Below are 15,056 nucleotides of genomic sequence, written 5' to 3' on the forward strand. Positions count from 1 at the left end.
AATTCAAAGTGTCACAGCGTCCCTTGCGCGTCTGATAAGACGCGCGGTGCTGTAGTCGAAAGGTCGAAAGGCGATGACACGCGATATCCAGAGTGCCCCCGCAAAGGGTGAGCCTGTGCTGCGTCTTCGCGGCATATCCAAGAATTTTGGCGCCGTATCCGCACTCACCGACATCGAACTCGACGTCAACGCCGGCGAAGTCGTCGCCTTGGTGGGAGACAACGGCGCCGGCAAGTCGACGCTCGTCAAGATCCTCGCCGGCGTGCATCAACCGTCCGCGGGCACGATCGAGTTCTGCGGGGAAGGCGTGACGCTCGACAATCCCGCAAAGGCGCTTGGCCTCGGGATCGCGACGGTCTTCCAGGACCTGGCGCTGTGCGAAAATCTCGATGTCGTCGCGAACCTGTTCCTCGGCCACGAACTGGCCCCCTGGCAGCTCGACGAAGTCGCGATGGAAGTGCGCGCCTGGACGCTTCTGCGGGAGCTGGCCGCGCGCATCCCGTCCGTCCGCCAGCCGATCGCGTCACTCTCCGGCGGCCAGCGCCAGACGGTGGCGATCGCTCGCTCGCTGCTCTTGGATCCCAAGCTCATCATGCTCGATGAGCCGACGGCGGCACTCGGCGTCGCCCAGACCGCCGAAGTCCTCAACCTGATCGAACGCGTCCGCGACCGCGGGCTCGGCGTGATCATCATCAGCCACAACATGGAGGACGTGCGCGCGGTAGCGGATCGCATCGTCGTGCTGCGGCTTGGACGGAACAACGGCGTCTTCCTGCCGGATGCGTCCAACCATGACCTCGTCACCGCGATCACCGGCGCCACGGAGAACGCCGTTTCGCGCCGGCACGACCGCAAGACCGGCCTCGTCAACGAGCAGAGCGGAGGAGCCGCATGAGCCAGAATCCTTCGAACACCGCTGTCCAGACCCAGCAGAGGCTCGACCGCAGTGATGAACGTGTGCGCCATGACGAGGGAATGCTCGACATGGTGTGGGGGTTTATCGATCGCGTGCGGTCCGGGGATCTCGGCATGCTGCCGGTCGCGGTCGGACTCATCGTCATCTCGATCATCTTTTCGGCGCTCAATCCGATCTTTCTCGCGCCAAACAACCTCGTCAACCTGCTCTTCGATTGCGCCACCGTAGGCGTGATTTCGCTCGGCATCATTTGCGTGCTGGTATTGGGCGAAATCGACCTTTCGGTGGGCTCCATGAGCGGCCTGGCCTCGGCGATGGTGGGGGTGCTGTGGGTGAATTCCGGCTGGCCGATCGCCGCGGCGATATTCGCGGCGCTTCTGGTCGGCGCCGTGGTCGGACTGATCTACGCGAGCCTCTACAACCGACTCGGAATGCCGAGCTTCATTGCCACGCTCGCTGGTCTTCTCGCGCTGCTCGGCATGCAGCTCTATATCCTGGGGCCAACCGGTTCGATCAACCTGCCATACGCTTCCTCGCTTGTCCGCTTCGGACAGATAATGATCATGCCGGATTGGCTCTCGCATACGCTGGCGGTGGTGCCGGGCCTGGTGATGGTCGCCACAGGCATGCGCACGATGCGCCAGCGGCAGGCGGCGAACCTCTCCTCCCAGCCACTCGGCGCGCTGATCATCAAGGCGGTCGTGCTTACGGTCGCGCTTGAAGTGGCAGTATTCTACCTCAATCTCGGTCGCGGCGTGCCGTGGATGTTCGGCCTGTTCGTTGCCCTTGCCGTGATCCTCAACTATGCGCTGACGCGTACGAAGTGGGGCCGGTCGATGTTCGCGGTCGGTGGTAACCGGGAGGCCGCGCGGCGGTCGGGCATCAACGTGCGCCGGATTTACATGAGCGCCTTCGTCCTCTGCTCAACGCTCGCCACGCTCGGCGGGATCCTGTCGGCGTCGCGCCTTGCCTCGTCGAGCCAGCAGGCCGGCACGGGCGACGTCAACCTCAACGCGATCGCCGCTGCCGTCATCGGCGGCACCAGCCTCTTCGGTGGGCGTGGCAGCGCCTATTCGGCTCTGCTTGGCATCATCGTCATCCAGGCGATTTCGAACGGCCTGACGCTGCTCAATCTGAGCTCGTCTCTCCGCTACATGATCACCGGCGGCGTTCTGGCGATCGCTGTCATCGTCGACTCGTTGGCCCGTCGTTCCCGTGTCAGCCACGGACGCGCGTAACCCAACCTCTCGTTATGGAGTTTTCAATATGGCTGACCTCATGAAAGGCAAGGTTGCCGCCATCACCGGCGCGGCATCGGGCATCGGTCTGGAATGCGCTCGCACATTGCTTGCAGAAGGGGCGAAGGTCGTCCTCGTCGATCGTGCGCAAGACAAGCTGGAACAGCTCTGTGCCGAGCTCGGCGAGAACGCCCTGCCGCTGGTCGTCGATCTTCTCAAGCCCGCCGAAGTCTCCGGCATGCTTCCGAGGATCCTGGAGCTTGCCGGGAAGCTCGACATCTTCCACGCGAATGCCGGCGCCTATATCGGTGGTCCGGTGGCCGAAGGCGATCCGGACGCCTGGGACCGGATGCTCAACCTCAACATCAATGCGGCATTCCGCTCCGTGCATGCGGTGCTGCCCTATATGATCGAGCAGAAATCGGGCGACATTCTCTTTACAAGCTCGATTGCGGGCGTCGTCCCTGTCGTCTGGGAGCCGATCTATACGGCATCGAAATTTGCCGTGCAGGCTTTCGTGCACAGCACGCGGCGACAGGTGGCGCCGCATGGCGTGCGCGTCGGAGCCGTGTTGCCTGGGCCGGTAGTGACGGCGCTGCTCGACGACTGGCCGAAGGCGAAGATGGAAGAAGCGCTTGCCAACGGCAGCCTCATGCAGCCGAAGGAAGTGGCGGATGCGGTGCTCTTCATGCTGACGCGTCCGCGCAACGTCACGATCCGCGATCTGGTGATCCTGCCCAACAGCGTCGATCTCTGATTGCCTCCGACGGCGCGAGGCCCAGGCCTCCGCCGATCCACGTTCCTGATTTGCAGGCGGTAGACCATGACCAACACTTCTCCCGCGCGCCCCACGGGCGGCGAACGATACCTCATCGGCGTTGATGTCGGGACCGGAAGCGCCAGAGCTGGTCTTTTCGACCTGACCGGCCGGCTGCTGGCTTCGGGCAAGCGCGACATCACGCTCTTTCGCGAGGCCGGTTCCATCGTCGAGCAGTCGAGCACGGAGATCTGGTCCGCGGTCTGCGAGGCTGTGCGCGAGGCGGTTTCCTCGGCGGCCGTCGATCCTGCAAAAGTAGCAAGCATCGGCTTCGACGCGACCTGCTCGCTCGTCGTCCTTGGCGATGACGGGCGATCGCTTCCGGTCGGACCGTCGGAGGACCCTCAGCGCGATATCATCGTCTGGATGGACCACCGCGCCGTCGACCAGGCGGAGCGCATCAATGCCAGGGGTCATGGTGTGCTGCGCTATGTCGGCGGACGCATATCGCCCGAGATGGAGACGCCAAAGCTCCTCTGGCTGCGCGAGAATCGTCCCCACGTCTTCGATGCCGCCTGGCAATTCTTCGACCTTGCGGATTTCCTGACCTGGCGGGCAACGGGCGACCTTGCCCGCTCCACATGCACCGTGACTTGCAAGTGGACCTATCTCGCACACGAGAAGCGCTGGGATCCGGACTATTTCCGCGCGATCGGCCTTGGCGAACTCGCGGATGAAGACTTCGTGCGCATAGGCCAGCGTGTCGTGGAGCCGGGCACGCCGGTTGGAGACGGGCTGACGGAGCGCGCCGCCGCAGAGCTGGGCCTCGCGGCCGGCACGCCGGTCGGAGCCGGCATGATCGACGCCCATGCCGGCGGCATCGGGACCGTCGGTGTCGATGGCCCGCCGGAGAGCAACCTCGCCTATGTCTTCGGGACCTCCTCCTGCACGATGACTTCCACCGCAGAACCGGTTTTCGTGCCCGGCGTCTGGGGACCCTACTATTCGGCGATGGTGCCGGGGATGTGGCTGAACGAGGGAGGCCAGTCCGCGGCGGGCGCCGCGATCGAGCAGCTTGTGTCGTTCCATCCCGCGGCCGGCGAGGCGCTGGAGCTCGCAGAGCGCCGCGCTGTCTCGCTGCCCGTCCTTCTGGCGGACCTTGCCGCGCAGAAGGCCCAGACACTCTCGGGTGCGGTCGAGCTGGCCGGCGGCCTCCATGTCGTTCCGGAATTCCTCGGCAACCGCGCGCCTTTTGCCGATCCGCATGCCCGCGCCGTTGTCGTGGGCCTTGGGATGGAAAGGGATATCGACAATCTCGCGTCGCTCTACGTGGCCGGACTATGTGGCATCGGCTACGGGCTCCGGCAGATCATCGATACGCAGGCGTCGTCCGGCGCTCTGATCGACAAGATCGTCATCAGCGGCGGCGCAGGTCAGCTTGATCTCGTCCGCCAGCTCCTTGCGGACGCGACCGGGAAGCCCGTTCTGGCGACGCGCTCCGAGGAGCCTGTGCTTCTCGGTGCGGCCATCCTCGGAAGCGTGGCGGCAGGCGAGTTCCCGGACGTTCGCTCGGCGATGGCAAGGCTTTCCGGCACGGATCGCACCTATGCGCCCGCGGTCGGTGAAATCGCAGCGCTTCATGCGCTGAGATACGACGCCTTCAAGAAGCTTCAGTCGCTGGCGCGGGAGATCCGGTAGACTCGCCTTAAGCCGCTACGGGTGAAACGAACGCAGATGGTTGCTTGCACCTTTTCGGCTCGCGCGGTGGCGGCCTCAACGCCACCCGAGAGCCGGAGCGACATGGGTCAGGATCGCCTCGATGACATGTGCGTTGTACTCGACACCAAGCTGGTTGGGGACGGTCAGCAGCAGCGTGTCGGCCTCGGCGATTGCCTCGTCCTTCGCCAGCTGTTCAACGAGGACGTCCGGCTCTGCGGCGTAGCTCCGACCGAAAATCGCCCGGGTCTTCTCGTCGATGAAACCGATCTTGTCCTCATCCTGGCCGCCTCGTCCGAAGTAGGCGCGGTCACGGTCGTCCACCAGTGCGAAGATGCTGCGGCTGACCGACACTCGTGGCTCGCGCTCGTGACCTGCCGCCTTCCATGCCTCGCGGAACGCGCGGATCTGGTCGGCCTGCTGCACGTGAAAGGGAAGGCCGGTCTCGTCATCCTTGAGTGTAGAACTCTGTAAATTCATGCCCAGCTTGGCTGCCCAAACGGCGGTGGCGTTGGAACTGGCGCCCCACCAGATCCGCTCACGCAGCCCCTCCGAGTGCGGCTCGATGCGCAGCAGGCCGGGAGGATTGGGAAACATCGGTCGCGGGTTGGGCTCGGCAAAGCCTTCGCCGCGTAGCACATCGAGCAGGACCTCCGCATGGCGTCGCGCCATGTCGGCGTCGGTGCTGTCCTCGGGCGGCTGGTAGCCGAAGTAACGCCATCCATCGATCACCTGCTCGGGCGAGCCGCGGCTGATGCCGAGCTGCAGCCGCCCGCCGGCGATGATGTCGGCCGCGCCCGCGTCCTCGGCCATGTACATCGGGTTCTCGTAGCGCATGTCGATGACCGCGGTGCCGATCTCGATGCGGCTTGTCTTCGCGCCGACGGCCGAAAGCAACGGGAACGGCGAGCCCAGTTGGCGCGCGAAATGATGCACTCGAAAATACGCCCCGTCCGCGCCGAGTTGCTCGGCTGCGACGGCGAGGTCGATGGACTGCAGGAGTGCGTCGGACGCCGATCGCGTCTGCGAATGCGGCGAGGGCGACCAGTGGCCGAACGAGAGAAAGCCGATCTTCTTCATGGTTGTGCAGCCTGTGATGTTGCAGCCACTGCTTCATCGCACAAATCCGGCTGGGGATATAGGCATACCATGCGATGTCGCCCCTGACACTGAACGCGGGGCCTCTGAAGGCGATCCGAACAGATGATGTGCCGCCGACGACGGCTCAAGCATCCGGCAGCGTGAATACGGCGCAGGGCGCCGCGATGCCGCGCAACACGTGTTCGCCAAGCGGCACCAGCGGTGTGGTGGTCTCGGCGGCGACCGCGCCCGAGAGCAGCACCGACCGGCCAAGCGGCCGGCACAGCCCCTCCAGCCGGCTAACCAGGTTGACCGCCGGGCCGATGGCGGTGAAGTCCAGCCGGTCGGCCGCGCCGATATTGCCCCACAAGATCTCGCCGAGATGCAGCGCCACCCCGAAGGGCAGCGGTGGCAGCCCTTGCGCCTCACGGGTGGCATCGAGATGGGCCATGCCGGCGCGGGCCGCGACGACCGCGCGCAATGCCGCCCCGCAGGCCTCGGCCGGTGTGCTGGAAACGGGAAAGATCGCCAGCAGGCCATCGCCCATGAACTTCAGGACTTCGCCCCCGAAGGCGTGTATCGCCCCGGCGACGCGGTCGAACCAGGCATCGAGGGTAGCGATCATCGCCTGAGGCTCCGTCGCCTCGGACAAGGCGGTGAAGTTGCGCAGATCGGTACAAAGCAGCACGGCACGGATGGTCTCTCCGGTGCCTCGACTGAGCGCGCCGGCCTGCACCCGGGCGGCGCTGCGCCGGCCGAGATAGGCCTCGAGCAGCGTTGCAAGTGCTGCCCGTTCGGCCAAGGTAGCCAAGGGTGCGGCGGCGAAGCGTGCGGCCTGACGCAGCTGGGACGTCTCGGCAGGATCGAATGTTCGGCTGCCGGCCCAGCCCAGCACCAGTCTGTCCGGCACTGGGCCGACCGTGTCTTCCTGCACCGGCCCCAGCCCGGCGAGCCAGTCGTGTCCTGCCTGGTTGGGTGGGCTGCCTGCAAAAGCGAGGGCTTCGATCACCGTCCCGGTGTCCGCCCGCCACAGCCAGGTGCGGCGGGCGACGATCGGATGCGGCACTGCCAGCGTCAGCGCACCGCCGATCAACGGAAGTCCGTCGGCCTGCAGCCGGCGGCCGAGCTCGGCCAAAAACCGGTCCGGGCCGGGCGACGCGCCGGCCTCGTCGACCAGCCAGGCAAGGGGTGCGGGCAGATCCATGCCGCGATCATAGCGTCACGTTCGCTCACCTGTCATCTGGGTTACAGGACCGTTCCTTGCAGGAGGGCCGATTCAACGAAAAAACACCCAGCAAATTCAAAGTGCTATCGCGATCGGTGCGCGCCTGCAGAAATGCGCGAGGCCTTAAGTGGTGGCGCGGTCGGCCGCGCCGGTCTATCATCGGGTACCGATCCGGCGTTTGCCCGTTTGACCGCAGTCGGGCAGCACGTCGCAACCACTGGGGGAGACCGATGCCAGAGACCCTCGTCGTCCGCCGTGAAACACATATTTCAGCGCCGCCCGCCGCGGTGTTCGCTCTGCTGACCGATCCTGAGAAGATCCTGCGCTGGATGGGAACGGAGGCTGACGTCGAGCCGGAGCCTGGCGGGCTCTATCTCGTGAACGTCACCGGGGCGCGCTTCGCCCGCGGCTCCTTCCGCGAGGTCGTGCCGGTGCACCGCCTGGTATACAGCTTCGGCTGGGATGACAGCGAGATCGTGCCGCCGGCGTCGAGCCTTGTCGAGATCGACCTCATCGAACAGCCGGACGGAACGCTGCTGCGGCTGACCCATAGCGGCCTGCCTAATGCCGAGCAGTGCGCAGGCCATGCGGAGGGCTGGGCCCATTACCTCGACCGGCTGGCCGAAGTTGCGGCCGGTCGCGATCCGGGACCGGATCCCTGGCACGGTCGCACCGGCTGACGTCTCGGGCGTTATTCCGATTCAGCTGACACTACACGGCCGCGCGTTTGCGACGTGCGGATCGTACCGTTTCCCGTGGGGCTTCGTTAGGGCAGGAAGCACGTGCGCGTCGAGAAGCTGCTGGACCTCAAGGCACCGTTTCGCAGATAGCGTGCGCGTTCAACAGGCCCCAGCCGAAGACAGGGTCCTTGCCCGGATCACCGAGATCCTCGGCGTTTCCCGTCAGCATCTCACGGATTCGATCGGGTGCGAGTTCCGGTTTCGACGCCTTCAACAGTGCCACCGCGGCGGTGACGAAAGGTGCTGCAAAAGACGTGCCCGTTTTCGGACGCGCCCCGCTGACCGAGGCCGCGGTCCAGACGGCGACACCCGGGGCGGCGAAGTCAATGTGCTCGCCGCGCCCTGCGCGCCTGTAGGGCCGCTTGTGCTTGTCGGTCGCGGTCACCGCGATCACCTCTTCGTAAGCCGCCGGATAGACCGGCTCCGCCCTCGGGCCGTCGTTGCCGGCGGCGGCAACGGCAATGATCTGGCGCTCGCCCACTTTCTTCACGACCCGTTCAAGCAGCAGATTGGGCGGGCCCGAGAGGCTCAGATTGATGACGTGCACCTCGCGCGCGATGAGCAGGTCGATGGCACGGACAAGATCGAACGCGCCGGAGCGGTCGTCCTGGCGCCCGGCGCGGTGAAACGCGTCCACGGCGATCAGCCTGCCGCCGGGTATCAGGCCCGGCGTGCGGGTCGCCGCGGATCCGACGAGCAACGCCGCGACGGCGGTGCCATGCTGTCTGCCGGACTCCGGCAACTTTTCATCGGCAAGGCGGATGATCTCGACGTTTCCGTGTTCGAAGGCGTCGTGTTCAGGGTTGATTGCTGTATCGACGAGACCGATCCGCGCACCGCCGGCGCAAGCGCCGGGCCAATCTTGAGCCGAAGGCCAGCCAATGACGCTGCGCGCCAGGCAGTCGTTGGCGACACATGGCCGCTCGGCCCGCTGCTCCGGTCGGAAAAAATGATTGAAATCGACGACCGCTTGTGGCGCGAGAGCCCGGGCTTGCTGCCGGGCGGCGTCCATCGTCAGCTCAGAGGGGATGCGAAGCTTGATTATCTCGGTGTTGAACGTCGCCATCGTGCCTCGTTCGAGGACCTGGAAGCCGGACGCCGTCAACTGCTCTAGCTGAGCCGGGCTGAAGCCAAGCCCGATGATCTCGTTCGGCGCTTGGACAGCAGGCACAGGGGGCTGTGAGCGTCGCGGGCTGCTTCGCCTTGGCAACAGGCCTCGGAACGGGAGCAGACTCCTTCCGCCGCTCCATCCCGCTCCGCTGCGGAAGGAGCCGGAGCCTCTGGAACCACCGCCGCCATCGTCGTCATCGTCGTCGTCAGCGAGCGCCTCATAGGTCCCGAGCATTTGAAACAGTATCGTGTTTCGAGGAGCGATGATGTCACCCGCCAACAATGCTGTTGCTGCGAATGGGGCGATCAGTGCAAGTCTAAGCGCGCGACGGGTCAGCATCTGAGAACCTCGAACGGTTTGGCAGCGCTCAAGCATGAGAGGACATACCTTGGACTGCAGCGGCCGGTGCCTGTAGATTGGAACGAAACGGCCGAGTCGTCGATCTATTCCGTCTTCTAAAGCGCGTCGCGTTCATTCGGACTCATGCGACGCGCTTTAGGTTCTTGTTTTTATGCATGTCGTTGCCCCAAAACCGCTGCACACTTTTGGGCGACATGCATTAGAACACAGTGCGTTGTTTCCGACGCACAAAGGTCGTTGTAGAACTTTGAATTACGGAATGTTTTTATTCCTAAATAGGCACCGATTTAAGAAGCAGTAGCCAGAATCGCGGAGTTTCGGGATGAGCAGTGCAGTGAAGGACGTCGGCGAACGCCTCATTGCGTTCCTGCCCAATCTCCGCCGCTTCGCCATCTCGCTTTGCGGTTCGCGTGATATCGCCGATGATCTCGTGCAGGCGGCCTGTGAGCGCGCGCTCGCCAGTGCCGAGCGCTTCGAGCCGGGCACGCGATTCGACGCGTGGATGTTTCGTATACTGCGTAATCTCTGGATCGACCATGTGCGCAGGCAGAAGACTGCAGGCGTGCAGGACGATATTTCCGAGCGCCAGGATATCGCGGGAGCGCATGGAGAACGCGAAGCCGAGGCGCGATTGACTCTGAAGACGGTGGCTGAGGCGATCGCCGATTTGCCGAACGAACAGCGCGAGGTGCTGCTTCTGGTCTGCGTCGAAGAGCTTTCCTACCGCGAGGCGGCCGATGTGCTCGGCGTCCCGATTGGAACGATCATGAGCCGACTGGCGAGGGCCCGAAAGAATCTGGCCGAAGCCGCCGGAATAACGACGACGGCCGCTCGTTCTCAAATGATGAAGGGCGCAGACGAATGACCAAAGCGGATTTTTCCGACGAAATGCTGATGCGGTTCGCCGACGGCGAGCTCGATTCCGACATGTCTGCCGAGATCGAGCGAGCGATGGAGGCGGACGAGGAGCTCGTCTCGCGGGTGGCTCTTTTCATCGAGACACGTCAGGCGGCACAGACGGCCATGAAACCACTGCTCGAGGAACCGCTTCCGCCCGAACTTTCGGCTGCCGTCGAAAGAATGGTCGCAGAAAGGACGTCTGAGCAGGATGCGTCAAGCGCCCGCGTTCTACCTTTCCGGCGGCCCGCTGCAAATGACCGCCGGGGAAATCGCTGGCTCGCGCCCATCGCCGCGTCTCTCGCGGTCGTCGTTGCCGGCATCGGCGGATACTGGTTGCGGGGCGGCGCGGAGCCGGCACTCGATGGCGGTTTGCATATCGCCGGCATCAGCGGTTCCGCGCTTGACGATGCGCTTGCGGCAGTTGCCACGGGTGAGGAACGGCAACTGCCGGACTCCAACCAGCGTTTCCGGGCGATAGCGACGTTCCGCGATAATGCGCAGACGCTGTGCCGGGAGTTCGAGGTGGACTCCGCCGACCGCTCGACCGTCGTGTCGGTTGCGTGCCGCACCGGAGCCGAATGGCGTGTGACCTTCGCTGTCGTTGCGCCCGGCACCAGTGGCGGTTATGCGCCGGCATCGTCCGCGGAGACCCTCGACGCCTATCTTGGCGCTATCGATGCCGGACCGCCGCTGGAGGCGGCGGAAGAGGCCAAGGCTCTCAGCCAGCTCCGCCAAGGTCCTTCAAGGTAAAGCCGCCGCGAACGCAACCGCACGTTTCCAAGTGCAGCAGCGACCTTTGCGCCTCTGATAGGACGCACGGCGCTGTAGTGATGGAATAGAGGCACGCATCGTCCGTTACTCCGCCGGACTGGAAGAACCGGTCCGGTTTTCAAGAAGGAGTAATGGCATGACAAGGCACTGGAAGCTGAGTACGGCACTCATCGCCACCTTGACGGCGTTCGCAGGCTCTGCCGCCGAGGCGAGGGAACATCCGCAGATCTATACTGACGTCGAGAGCTCGCCCACCCAAACCGCGCAAACAGCGGGGCGGAGCCATGGCGAGATCATCGTGGCTGGCAACAGTTCGTCCAATTCGAGTTCGAATTCATCGAACAATTCGAGTTCCAACTCGTCTTCGAACAGTTCCTCGAACACGAGTTCCAATTCGTCCTCGAACAGTTCCTCGAACACGAGCTCGAACTCGTCGTCGAACAGCTCGTCCAACTCGAGCTCGAACGGTTCCGACCGGTCGTATCGTCCGGGCAAGTTGTGGCGCGCGTGGCGCTAAAAATCCAGTGCATGCTTCCTTAGATCGGCGTCGCGTTAAGGATAAAGCATGCAGCAATTCGAAGACGAGGCAAAAAGAGGGGGCCGGACAATCGATCCGGCCCCCTTTCTTTGACCGCTCGAAAAGGTCAGCGGGCGGCGCGCGCCGTTTTTCGATACCAGCCAGCTCCGGCGATGGTGTTTCGATAAATCGCCTCGCGCTCCACGGCTTCGTTGCGCGTTTCGGGGCGGATGTCCGCCGTGACCGCTGCATCGACACGTCGGAACGGTATGACCTGCACGAGCGGCGTCCCTTTCTCGACGACATACAGGCCGTCGGGCGCCGTGGCGAAGAACGGAAAATGGATATGAGCGGCATAGGTGTCGGTATCGACGACGCCTGCGACACATTCGAATGGCTGTCCTGGCCGATTGAGCGGCGGCAGAAACAGGCAGCTCCAGCCGGGCGGTGTGCGGATCGACCAATAGTTGTGAAACTTGCAAGGCGGAGACGGGTCTCGCGGGTTTCCCGCCACCTGATGGGCGCTGTGATTGCTGACCATGACGCGGTCGAATTCCCAGCCCGTCTCCACGCTGCGGCCGCCATCCTTGATTTCCAGTCTCACGGTCGCGGCGATCGGCAGGATCCAACCGGTGCTGAGCGCGTCGAGGAATGGCATGCAGCGCTTGACGGTCAGGCCGTTGTTAGTGGTCGCCAGGTGCTGTTGATCGATCGCCGGCAGCTTGCGGAACCACTCGGGCAGGACCGATTTGGCAGGCAGCGGCGGCGCAATGACGCCATAGTCTTCCGGACGGCAGACAAAGCGGATCACCCGCGGTTCTTTCTTCGGTAAACTGAACATCCCGGTTCTCCAGTTGAATGGTTCGGGAGAAACGGAATTGCGCGGCTTCTATTCCGCCCCGGGATTGCCCTGAGATCCGCAAGTCTCCGTAATTGCTGCGGCAAGCACCACGGCGTCCGCCACCGTTGCACGCAGGTCGAAGTCGTGCTTCAAGATGGCACGTCACCGACATGCGGAATGGCGCTGGCAATGCCAGCCCGGATGCATGTCTCGTCAATGAGGCCGGCGAGACCGCCAGCCGGCCCAAATTCCATAATGGCGGCGGTTCGCCCGAGAGAGACTCTCCATGACACTCAAAGTTGCGGTCCAGATGGATCATATCTCTTCAATCAACATCGCGGGCGACAGCGCCTTTGCCTTGATGCTGGAGGCGCAGGCGCGCGGACACGAGCTTTATCACTATACTCCCGACCGCCTGGCGATGATCGGCGACAATGTCTTTTGCACGCTGGAACCGGTCGAAGTGCGCGACGAGAAAGGCAACCATTTTGTGCTGGGCGAGAAGCAGCGTGCGAACCTGGCTGATGTCGACGTGGTGCTCATGCGCCAAGATCCGCCATTCGACCTCTCCTACATCGCGGCGACCCATATCCTGGAGAAAATCCATCCCAAGACCCTCGTGGTCAACGATCCGGCTCAAGTGCGCAACGCTCCGGAGAAACTCTTCGTCACCGAATTCTCGGACCTGATGCCGCCGACGCTCATCACGCGCGACAAGGCGGAAATTGACCTGTTCCGGGCGGAATATGGCGACATCGTCATGAAACCGCTGTTCGGCCATGGCGGCGCAGCCGTGGTGCGCCTCACCAAGGACGATCTCAACTACGGTTCGCTCTACGATATTTTCGCGACGACCTTCCGCGAGCCCTGGGTCATTCAGCAGTTCCTGCCGAACGTGAAGCACGGCGACAAGCGCATTCTTCTCGTCGACGGCGAGTTCGCGGGCGCGGTCAACCGTGTGCCAGCAGCGGGTGATCTGCGCTCCAACATGGTGCGCGGCGGTGCGCCGACCGTCGCTGACCTCACCCAGAAGGAGCGGGAAATCTGCGAGCGGTTGGGTCCCTCCCTGCGTGAGAAGGGCCTTATTCTCGTCGGCATCGACGTCATCGATGACAAGCTCACCGAAATAAACGTCACGGCTCCGACCGGTATTCGCGCCGTGAGGAAGCTTGGTGGTCCGGACGTGGCAGCGAAGGTGTGGGACGTGCTGGAGGCGAAGCGGGCGGGGTGACGATGGTCTCGCCACAGCAATTCAAAATGCTACAGTGCCTTGCGCGTCTGATATGACGCGCGGCGCTGTAGTGGGCTTCGCAATAAACTGGTTTCAAATCGACGTGAGTTCTGGACCGGCGTGATGATTTCGCCGAGCATCCGCGCTAGACCATTTCATTGAAACAAATGAAATAGCCTAACTCATTTGAAATGACGCAATTCCGGACGGGAAACCGTTACACACTTTTCCTGGACCTGCTCTAGGTGATGCGGATGGTCAAGCTGATTGCCGCCTTCCTGTCGTTCTTCGCGTTCCTGCCGTTTGCGATCGCGCAGGAGATCCCTTCCGTCCCTTCGCTGCTCGATGACCTTGCGGCCCGCCAGAATCTGACGTCACTGAAGACCGTCGTCATTGCCCGCAACGGCAAGGTCCTCGCGGAACGCGGCTATCGCGGCCATACGCCTGAGGATTCGACCAACATCAAATCGGCGTCGAAGTCCATCGTTTCGGCGCTTGTCGGCATCGCGATTGATAAGGGCCTGCTCGAAGGCCCGGACCAGAAAATCGCGCCGATCCTGAAAAGCGAGCTGCCGGCCTCGCCGGACCCGCGAATGAACGACATCACGATCGGCAACCTGCTTTCGATGCAGGCTGGACTGGGCCGGATGTCTGGGCCGAACTACGGGCGCTGGGTCTCCAGCAACAATTGGGTCCGTTTTGCACTGGCCCAGCCTTTCGACGACGAGCCGGGAGGGCGGATGCTTTACTCGACGGCCTCCACCCATCTCCTTTCGGCGATCCTGACGAAAGTCAGCGGCAAGTCGACCCTGGCGCTCGCGCGCAATTGGCTCGGTCCGGTCGACGGATTCCGGATCGGCGCTTGGGAACGAGATCCGCAGGGGATTTATCTCGGCGGCAACCAGATGGCGATGAGCGCCCGCTCGCTGCTTGCCTTCGGAGAGCTCTACCGCAACCGCGGCAGGACGGCCGAGGGTCAGCAAGTCATTCCGGAAGATTGGATCGAGCTCTCATGGCAGGCGCGCACCAATTCGCGTTTCTCGGGCGACGCCTATGGGTATGGCTGGTTCACACGGCCGATCGGCGGCGAGGACGTCCATTTTGCCTGGGGTTATGGTGGCCAGATGCTGTATATCGTCCCGTCGCTGCAACTAACCGTCGTGATGACCTCGGAGGAGAACGGGCCTTCGGCGCGCAACGGCTATCGCGACGCGCTGCATGCTGTCATGGCCGAGATCGTGAATGCGGTCCGGGCGTCCTAAACGTGGCATGCCCACGGTCAGGAAATGACGGCGCGCATGCCTATCGCGTTCAGGGCGCCGCGCCGAAGAACAGCAGCCGCGTCAAGAGCACGTAGCTCGACTCCGACACCATCAGCGCCACGAAAACCAGGACGAGCAGGGGCGGCAGCAAAATCGCGTAGATCAGTGCGAGGCGCTCCCAGGCCATGTGCATGAACACGGCGACGATGAGACCGGCCTTGAGCACCATGAAAATCAGGATCAGTGACCAGCGCAGATAACCCTGAAGGCCGACATAGTCGACCAGATAGGAGAAAGTGCTGAGGACGAAAAGCAGGCCCCAGACCAGAAGGTAGAGCTTGATCGGGTGGTGCTGCTGCGCGGCATGCGCCTCTACCGGAGCCATGATGCC

The 15,056-nt window shown here is 63.5% G+C and carries 15 protein-coding genes; 9 read left to right on the top strand and 6 right to left on the bottom strand.

From position 1 onward, the window contains the following. Positions 1–73: 73 nt before the first annotated feature. From PZN02_RS10435 to PZN02_RS10450, 4 genes are all read left to right on the top strand, one after another. Positions 74–895, top strand: coding sequence for an ATP-binding cassette domain-containing protein (locus PZN02_RS10435; protein ID WP_280657933.1), 822 nt, complete (start codon positions 74–76; stop codon positions 893–895). Further along, on the top strand, positions 892–2,154 hold the full coding sequence (locus PZN02_RS10440) for a sugar ABC transporter permease (RefSeq protein WP_280657934.1): 1,263 nt from the start codon (positions 892–894) through the stop codon (positions 2,152–2,154). The genes PZN02_RS10435 and PZN02_RS10440 overlap by 4 nt, the downstream gene beginning before the upstream one ends. Positions 2,155–2,182: 28 nt before the next feature. Further along, a complete protein-coding gene (locus PZN02_RS10445) occupies positions 2,183–2,911 on the top strand; it encodes an SDR family oxidoreductase (RefSeq protein WP_280657935.1) in 729 nt (242 codons plus the stop codon). Between the two features lie 66 nt (positions 2,912–2,977). Beyond that, positions 2,978–4,609 (top strand): FGGY-family carbohydrate kinase, encoded by a 1,632-nt coding sequence (locus PZN02_RS10450; protein WP_280657936.1) that lies wholly within the window; start codon positions 2,978–2,980, stop codon positions 4,607–4,609. A gap of 75 nt (positions 4,610–4,684) precedes the next feature. On the opposite strand, the gene PZN02_RS10455 is transcribed toward PZN02_RS10450, so the two are convergent. Both PZN02_RS10455 and PZN02_RS10460 read right to left on the bottom strand, forming a co-directional pair. Then, positions 4,685–5,707: an LLM class flavin-dependent oxidoreductase gene (locus PZN02_RS10455; protein ID WP_280657937.1), complete on the bottom strand. Its 1,023-nt coding sequence runs from the start codon at positions 5,705–5,707 to the stop codon at positions 4,685–4,687. Positions 5,708–5,852: 145 nt separating this feature from the next. Next, the gene (locus PZN02_RS10460; RefSeq protein ID WP_280657938.1) at positions 5,853–6,911 is read right to left on the bottom strand and encodes an adenylate/guanylate cyclase domain-containing protein; all 1,059 of its coding nucleotides are present in this window, start codon (positions 6,909–6,911) and stop codon (positions 5,853–5,855) included. Between the two features lie 251 nt (positions 6,912–7,162). Between PZN02_RS10460 and PZN02_RS10465 the strand changes: the two genes are divergently transcribed. After that, the gene (locus tag PZN02_RS10465; RefSeq protein ID WP_280657939.1) at positions 7,163–7,612 is read left to right on the top strand and encodes an SRPBCC family protein; all 450 of its coding nucleotides are present in this window, start codon (positions 7,163–7,165) and stop codon (positions 7,610–7,612) included. 127 nt (positions 7,613–7,739) lie between these two features. Here PZN02_RS10465 and PZN02_RS10470 read toward each other — a convergent pair whose 3' ends face one another. Then, positions 7,740–9,122 (bottom strand): S8 family serine peptidase, encoded by a 1,383-nt coding sequence (locus PZN02_RS10470; RefSeq protein ID WP_280657940.1) that lies wholly within the window; start codon positions 9,120–9,122, stop codon positions 7,740–7,742. Positions 9,123–9,465: 343 nt separating this feature from the next. On the opposite strand from PZN02_RS10470, the gene PZN02_RS10475 reads away from it, so the two are divergent. Further along, positions 9,466–10,008, top strand: coding sequence for an RNA polymerase sigma factor (locus PZN02_RS10475; RefSeq protein ID WP_280657941.1), 543 nt, complete (start codon positions 9,466–9,468; stop codon positions 10,006–10,008). Beyond that, positions 10,005–10,793 carry an anti-sigma factor gene (locus tag PZN02_RS10480; protein WP_280657942.1) on the top strand — a complete coding sequence of 263 codons (789 nt, stop codon included), beginning with the start codon at positions 10,005–10,007 and terminating at the stop codon, positions 10,791–10,793. The genes PZN02_RS10475 and PZN02_RS10480 overlap by 4 nt, the downstream gene beginning before the upstream one ends. A 249-nt stretch (positions 10,794–11,042) precedes the next feature. Here the strand turns inward: PZN02_RS10480 and PZN02_RS10485 are convergent, their stop codons facing one another. Together PZN02_RS10485 and PZN02_RS10490 are read right to left on the bottom strand one after the other, a co-directional pair. Further along, entirely contained in the window at positions 11,043–11,267 is a 225-nt protein-coding gene (locus tag PZN02_RS10485; protein WP_280657943.1) for a hypothetical protein, read from the bottom strand. Positions 11,268–11,458: 191 nt separating this feature from the next. Then, positions 11,459–12,172 (bottom strand): DUF6065 family protein, encoded by a 714-nt coding sequence (locus tag PZN02_RS10490; RefSeq protein WP_280657944.1) that lies wholly within the window; start codon positions 12,170–12,172, stop codon positions 11,459–11,461. A 286-nt stretch (positions 12,173–12,458) separates the two neighbouring features. Here PZN02_RS10490 and gshB point away from each other — a divergent pair, with 286 nt between their 5' ends. Together gshB and PZN02_RS10500 are read left to right on the top strand one after the other, a co-directional pair. Beyond that, complete coding sequence (gene gshB / locus PZN02_RS10495) at positions 12,459–13,403, top strand: glutathione synthase (protein ID WP_280657945.1); 945 nt, start codon at positions 12,459–12,461, stop codon at positions 13,401–13,403. Between the two features lie 254 nt (positions 13,404–13,657). Further along, on the top strand, positions 13,658–14,665 hold the full coding sequence (locus PZN02_RS10500) for a serine hydrolase domain-containing protein (RefSeq protein ID WP_280657946.1): 1,008 nt from the start codon (positions 13,658–13,660) through the stop codon (positions 14,663–14,665). Positions 14,666–14,714: 49 nt separating this feature from the next. On the opposite strand, the gene PZN02_RS10505 is transcribed toward PZN02_RS10500, so the two are convergent. Next, a complete protein-coding gene (locus tag PZN02_RS10505; protein ID WP_280657947.1) occupies positions 14,715–15,050 on the bottom strand; it encodes a cytochrome C oxidase subunit IV family protein in 336 nt (111 codons plus the stop codon). Positions 15,051–15,056 lie beyond the last annotated feature (6 nt).

The organism is Sinorhizobium garamanticum (assembly GCF_029892065.1).
GTDB lineage: Bacteria > Pseudomonadota > Alphaproteobacteria > Rhizobiales > Rhizobiaceae > Sinorhizobium > Sinorhizobium garamanticum.

Bases quoted from the DNA above. Each gene is read 5' to 3' on its own strand.
- PZN02_RS10470 (WP_280657940.1), bottom strand. From the start codon at position 9,122: ATGCTGACCCGTCGCGCGCTTAGACTTGCACTGATCGCCCCATTCGCA.
- PZN02_RS10440 (WP_280657934.1), top strand. From the start codon at position 892: ATGAGCCAGAATCCTTCGAACACCGCTGTCCAGACCCAGCAGAGGCTC.
- PZN02_RS10435 (WP_280657933.1), top strand. From the start codon at position 74: ATGACACGCGATATCCAGAGTGCCCCCGCAAAGGGTGAGCCTGTGCTG.
- PZN02_RS10460 (WP_280657938.1), bottom strand. From the start codon at position 6,911: ATGGATCTGCCCGCACCCCTTGCCTGGCTGGTCGACGAGGCCGGCGCG.
- gshB (WP_280657945.1), top strand. From the start codon at position 12,459: ATGACACTCAAAGTTGCGGTCCAGATGGATCATATCTCTTCAATCAAC.
- PZN02_RS10450 (WP_280657936.1), top strand. From the start codon at position 2,978: ATGACCAACACTTCTCCCGCGCGCCCCACGGGCGGCGAACGATACCTC.
- PZN02_RS10505 (WP_280657947.1), bottom strand. From the start codon at position 15,050: ATGGCTCCGGTAGAGGCGCATGCCGCGCAGCAGCACCACCCGATCAAG.
- PZN02_RS10490 (WP_280657944.1), bottom strand. From the start codon at position 12,172: ATGTTCAGTTTACCGAAGAAAGAACCGCGGGTGATCCGCTTTGTCTGC.
- PZN02_RS10480 (WP_280657942.1), top strand. From the start codon at position 10,005: ATGACCAAAGCGGATTTTTCCGACGAAATGCTGATGCGGTTCGCCGAC.
- PZN02_RS10500 (WP_280657946.1), top strand. From the start codon at position 13,658: ATGGTCAAGCTGATTGCCGCCTTCCTGTCGTTCTTCGCGTTCCTGCCG.
- PZN02_RS10475 (WP_280657941.1), top strand. From the start codon at position 9,466: ATGAGCAGTGCAGTGAAGGACGTCGGCGAACGCCTCATTGCGTTCCTG.
- PZN02_RS10465 (WP_280657939.1), top strand. From the start codon at position 7,163: ATGCCAGAGACCCTCGTCGTCCGCCGTGAAACACATATTTCAGCGCCG.
- PZN02_RS10445 (WP_280657935.1), top strand. From the start codon at position 2,183: ATGGCTGACCTCATGAAAGGCAAGGTTGCCGCCATCACCGGCGCGGCA.
- PZN02_RS10455 (WP_280657937.1), bottom strand. From the start codon at position 5,707: ATGAAGAAGATCGGCTTTCTCTCGTTCGGCCACTGGTCGCCCTCGCCG.